The sequence below is a fragment of the Micropruina sp. genome (assembly GCF_047606365.1).
GTDB lineage: Bacteria > Actinomycetota > Actinomycetes > Propionibacteriales > Propionibacteriaceae > Micropruina.
This window is the reverse complement of sequence record NZ_JASGEN010000021.1, coordinates 1-5,242: the sequence shown is the minus strand read 5'-3', so window position 1 is coordinate 5,242 and position 5,242 is coordinate 1. Positions and strand designations below refer to the sequence as shown.

6 protein-coding genes are annotated in these 5,242 nt (G+C 71.3%); 2 read left to right on the top strand and 4 right to left on the bottom strand.

Features of this window, described 5'->3' with window-relative positions; translation table 11 throughout:
- Both QM624_RS03015 and QM624_RS03010 read left to right on the top strand, forming a co-directional pair.
- Positions 1-480, top strand: a 480-nt coding sequence (locus QM624_RS03015; RefSeq protein WP_415088640.1) for a zinc-binding dehydrogenase, incomplete at its 5' end; no start/stop codon positions are given.
- A gap of 62 nt (positions 481-542) precedes the next feature.
- A complete protein-coding gene (locus QM624_RS03010) occupies positions 543-1,064 on the top strand; it encodes a DUF6328 family protein (protein ID WP_415088639.1) in 522 nt (173 codons plus the stop codon).
- 40 nt (positions 1,065-1,104) lie between these two features.
- Here the strand turns inward: QM624_RS03010 and QM624_RS03005 are convergent, their stop codons facing one another.
- From QM624_RS03005 to QM624_RS02990, 4 genes are read right to left on the bottom strand one after another with little or no spacing between them, the layout of a single operon-like run.
- Positions 1,105-2,121, bottom strand: coding sequence for a phosphotransferase family protein (locus QM624_RS03005; protein ID WP_415088638.1), 1,017 nt, complete (start codon positions 2,119-2,121; stop codon positions 1,105-1,107).
- Positions 2,118-3,293, bottom strand: coding sequence for a phosphotransferase family protein (locus QM624_RS03000; protein WP_415088637.1), 1,176 nt, complete (start codon positions 3,291-3,293; stop codon positions 2,118-2,120). The genes QM624_RS03005 and QM624_RS03000 overlap by 4 nt, the downstream gene beginning before the upstream one ends.
- Complete coding sequence (locus QM624_RS02995; protein ID WP_415088636.1) at positions 3,290-5,077, bottom strand: ABC transporter ATP-binding protein; 1,788 nt, start codon at positions 5,075-5,077, stop codon at positions 3,290-3,292. The genes QM624_RS03000 and QM624_RS02995 overlap by 4 nt, the downstream gene beginning before the upstream one ends.
- Positions 5,077-5,226 carry a hypothetical protein gene (locus tag QM624_RS02990; RefSeq protein WP_415088641.1) on the bottom strand — a complete coding sequence of 50 codons (150 nt, stop codon included), beginning with the start codon at positions 5,224-5,226 and terminating at the stop codon, positions 5,077-5,079. The genes QM624_RS02995 and QM624_RS02990 overlap by 1 nt, the downstream gene beginning before the upstream one ends.
- Between the last annotated feature and the right edge of the window lie 16 nt (positions 5,227-5,242).

Below are 5,242 nucleotides of genomic sequence, written 5' to 3'. Positions count from 1 at the left end.
GTCCTGGCCGCCGCGCAGCTTGGGGCGCCGACGATCATCGCGATGAGCCGGCACGCCGACCGGCAGGCGCTGGCCCGCCGGTTCGGCGCGACCCACATCGTCGCCGAACGGGACGAGGCCGGGGCCGAGGCAGTCAAGAAGCTCACCGACGGGATCGGCGCCGACTGCGTCCTGGAATGTGTCGGCACCGAGGGCTCCCGGCTGCAGGCGATCGCCAGCGTCCGGGACGGCGGCAACATCGGCCTGGTCGGTGTCCCGCACGGCGATCTGCCGGTCAACGAGCTGTTCTGGCGCAACGTCGGCATCAAGGGCGGTCCGGCGCACTGCCGGGCCTACCTGCCGGAGCTGCTCGACCTGGTCTGGAGCGGCGTGATCGATCCCGGCCCGGTGTTCGACCTGCAACTGCCACTGTCCGAGGTTGCCGAGGCGTATGCGGCAATGGATTCCCGCCGGGCGATCAAGGTCATGCTGCGGCCCTGAGCCGTCCGATGCAGCCTCTGGGGCGAGGACCTCCGGGGCATCTGCGGCGTAACGTGGCTCGGATGGAGCCGCCCGAACCCGACGAGATCGTGCCGCCGAAACTGCCGGCGTCCGAACGCAACGAGACGCCTGCCGAGCGGCTGGACCGCAACTGGGGTGAGCTGTTGCAGGAGCTCCGGGTCACCCAGACCGGCATCCAGCTGCTCAGCGGGTTTCTGCTGATCCTGCCGTTCCAGGCCCGCTTCGCCGACATCGACCCGGTGCTGGTCGGCGTCTTCCTCGCTGCCGTGCTGCTGGCCGCGCTCTCCACCGCACTGGTTCTGGCGTCGGTGACAGCCCATCGCCTGCTGTTCCGACGACACGACAAGGACCTGCTGGTCAACCTCGGCACCATCATGGCCAAGGCGGGGCTGGTCTGCCTGGCGCTCACCACCGGGCTGGTGGCCACGCTCGTGGTGGGTGTCGTGGTCAGCCTCAGCGCGGGGATCATCACCGGCGTCGCTTCGCTGACGGTGTTCTTCCTGCTCTGGCTGGTGCTGCCGCTGTCTCTGGTCCGCCGTCGCCAGCGCCGGCCCTATATCTGACGGCGGCAGGAGCGACCTTCCTCGCCCTCGGCGTGGCCGATCAGGTGACCAGGTCGGACGCCCGGAACGCATAGACGGCGGCGAGCCGGCGAGCGGTCAGGGCGCGATAGCCGGGGATCCGTTCGCGAATGCCGGCGTCCGGGCCGTAGCCGTCCAGCAGAGCGGCGATCGCTCGGTCCGGATCGGCGAGAACGCCCTGGCGCCCCCGCAGCCGGAGATGCTCGATCAGGTTGGCCAGGTCGAGCGCCGGGTCACCGGCAGCCAGCAGATCGAAGTCGAGCAGTCCGACGCCGTCCGCTCCCCCGTCGCCGGACACCAGGAGCTGTCCATCGTGGAGATCGCGATGGATCGGGACCGGACGCGGCGCCGTCGGCGGCAGCGGCACGTCGTCCGGCTCAGGCAGCGACAGCCCGTAGGACCGCGCACGTTCCTCCCACCCGATGGTCACGGCCAACTCGTCCGCCGGACCGTGTGACCTGGTGCCGGGCAGGGGGTCACAGGCGTGCAGCCGGGCCACCGCCTCCCCGACCGCGGCGAGCACTCGCGGGGTCGAGGCGCCGAGCAGCATCGTCAGCGGACGCCCGGGTAGCGCCTCGGTGATCACCAGCGGACCCTCATCGTCGCCGGCCACCTTCGGGGTGCGGATCGGCAGCCGGGCGACCCGTCGAAGACCCTGCCGGATGCGTTCTGCCCGACGGCGGCTGTCGACCAGCTTGGCGAACCGGGCGTCGTCGTCGAGAGCGATCACCGCCCGGCGTTCGGGGCGGTGGGCGATCAAGCGATTGGCCGGCCGACGCACCAACCTCGCCAACCCGGTGAGCACCTGGTCGGCACCATCCGGTTGCAGGACGACCCGTCCCGACCTCCGCGATCCGGGGGTTGCCGCCGCCACCTGGGCTGCCCTGGACATATCGGCGAACCATTGGCCGGCCAGCCGGGCGCCGCTGTCGCCAGAATCCAGATCGAGCAGCAGATGCCGATCCGAGCGCGGCCACGACCGGCGCAGCCGTAGCCCGGTCGCCTCGATCTCGGCCTGAACGTCTTCGAACCGGTTCATCCCATCGCCTCCTCAAGGGCATCCAGCCGGGCCGCTATCTCGCCGCGCCAGGCCGGACGGCACTGCCGCAACGGCTCGGTGATCCGGAGCAGCCGGCTGAGAACGGCATGCCAGTCGATGTCCGCCGGCAGGTCCCGGACGTCGGCGTACCCGGCCAGCACCGCGTCATGTCCGGCCCGGGACAAACCGGCAGCGCACAGGGTGCCCAGGTCGCCGCCGGGATCTCCCCAGCCGCCTCGATCCCAGTCGGTGAAGCCCACCACGCCCTCGGCGTCGACAATCACCTGGTCGGCAGAGAAGTCGCCATGCACGGGCCGCAGCAGACGGCTGGTCGGCGCCGCGGCGGTCAGCCTACGGAGCAACTCAACGGCTCTGGCGCGGCAGTCGGGCAGGACCGCCGTCAGCTCACGCAGCACCACTCCGGCTGCCCGCAGCCGTCCGGTCACTCCGTCTCCGGGACGCCCCGGCAAGCCGCCGTGCAGCCGGGCGAGCTGAGCTCCTACCCGGGTCAGCACGTCACTGGGGGTCGAGCCGTCGGCGAGCAACCGGTCCAGCGGCGTGCCCGGCAACCACGAGGCCACCGCGCTGCCGCGCCGCTCGTCCCGGGCCAGGATCCGGGGCAGCACCAGCCCGGAACCGCGAGCGGCCACCTCGGCGGCCAGCTCCCAGCCGGCCATCGCGTCCCGCAGATCTCCCCGCCGGTAGGCGCGCACCACGACCGGCAACGGGCAGCAACCGTCGAGCGGGCGAGCGACCCAGCGGCGCTGAGGCTTGTACGCCAGCGTCGCCCAGCGGGTCAGCCCGGCCAGCTCGGGCAGTGTCCTGGCAAGCCGATCCGTCCGGGTCAGCCCGGGTAGGTCTCGGTCGGCCTCCGCCCTGGCGATCACCACACTCTCGGTCGACGCCCGCCACAGCACCGAGCCCTTGGGTGCCCGGTCAAGGGTCTTGTGCAGCTTAGGTGCCGCGTCGGCGCCGACCGCGTAGGCGAATCCCGGGCCTGAGGACAGGGTCAGCCCGGCGACCAGGCTGGTGCCGGGCTTGTAGCGCAGGTATCGGCGGTCGATCAGCTGTTCGCCGGCCTCGGCCACGACCTCTCTCAGCTGGGCACCGTCGCCGATCAGTGCCACACCCGGCACCGACGGGTCGGTCAGGCCGAGCGACCCGAGGCTCATCGCGCCGGGGTACGCCGGGTCATCTCCGGCAGCACCTCGTCCGGGCTGCCGCAGGCCTGCACCCGGCCGTCCTGCAGTTGGACCACCAGGTCGCAGCCGGTCGCGGCACTCACATCGTGGGTGATGACGAAGGTGGTCCGGCCCGCCGTGAGCCGGTCGAGCGCCGCACCGACCTCGCGGGCGGTCGCCGCATCCAGGCCGGTCAGCGCCTCGTCCAGGATGACGATCGGTGCGTCCCGGATGGCGGCGCGGGCGATGGCGATGCGCTGCCGCTGACCTCCCGACAAGGTGGCTCCGCGTTCCCCGACCACGGTGTCGTAGCCGTCGGGTAACGCGCGGATGAACTCGTGCGCACCGGCCAGCCGCGCTGCGGCCTCGATCTGCTCGTCGGTGACGCGCTCCGGCGAGCCGAGCGCGATGTTGTCGCGAATCGTCGAGGCGAACAGCACGCTCTCCTGCAGCACGATCGAGATCTGTCTGCGCAGCGACTCCAGGGTGAGGTCGGCCAGATCATGCCCGTCGATCCGGACCCGGCCGAGATCGGGGTCGCGAAGCCGGCACAGCAGCGCCATCAGCGACGACTTGCCGGCACCGGACGGCCCGATCACCGCCACCCGTTGCCCGGGCCGCACGCTGAGACTCAGCCCGCGCAGAACGGGATGTCCGTGGCGATAGGACAGCTGGACGTCGTCGAAGTCGACGTAGCCGCGGAACGCCGGCGCCGGCCGTGCCCAACTGGCGTCGGTGATCTCGATCCGCTCGTCGATCACGTCGATGATCCGTTCGCCGGAGGCGGCCGCCTTGGCGATCCGGCCGGTGTACTTGGCGATGTCCCGCAGCGGTTTGAAGGCCGTCTTGAGGTAGGTCAGGAAGACGGTCAGCTCACCCGGGGTCAGCCGGCCGTTGAGCACCTGGTGGGCACCGAAAGCCAGCACCAGCCCGGTCGCCACCCCCACCAGCACGTCGGTCTTGCGTTCCAGCCCGGCGGACAGCTTCTTAGCCTTGACACCGTCGGCCAGGCTGCGCTGGTTGCTGCCACCGAACCGTTCCTGCAGCCGCGACTGGAGCGAGTAGCTGTGCACCACCACCATCGAACTGAGCGACTCGGTGGCGAGCGAGGCCAGGTTGCCCTCGGCGGCGCGTTGCTGCCGCGAGACGCCCGCGATCCTACGGGTCAATCGGACGCTGAGCAGGCCGAACAGTGGGAACACCAGCAGCACCACCAGCGCCAGCTGCCAATCCATCACGGTGATCACCACGAGCATGCCGGCCAGGGTGAGCAGGTTTCCGACCAGCGGCACCATCGCGGTGACCGCCGCCTCCTGCAGCCGGCCCACGTCGCCGGTCACCCGGGTGACCAGGTCACCGGTGCGGCGGCGGTCGTGGAAGTTCAGCGACAACGCGTTGAGGTGTGCGTACAGTTCGGCCCGGACGCGGGTCAGCACCCGGTTGCCGGCCAGCGCGAAGCAGATCGTCATCAGGTACGACATCAGCGCCCGCAGTGCGACCACCGCCACCACGGCCAGCGCACAGACGGCGATCAGCACGGTGAGGTCGGTGGTCCCGACCCCGCGGGTCGCCAGATCGGAACCGGACGACGCCACCAGAGCATCGATCACGTAGGCCAGCGGCCACGGCTCGAGCAGCCGGAAGCCGACCTCGGCGATCAGCGCCAGCAGTCCCCCGGCCAGCAGCCCGCGCTGTTGCCGGATGTGGTCGCGGAACCGGACGGCGGTCGACCGCAGCCCCGGCCAGGCCTGTCGCAATGTGGTGGGTCGCGCCATCACGCAGCCCGACGTCCGGCTCGGTGGGCCAGCGTCCGCTCCACCACTTGCGCCCAGGTGTGCCGTTCCAGGACCTGCCGTCGGCCGGCGGTGCGCAGTTCCGCGCGGCGGCGGGCGTCCGACCGCAACTCGGTCAGCGCCGTGGCCAGGGCGTCGGCGTCACCG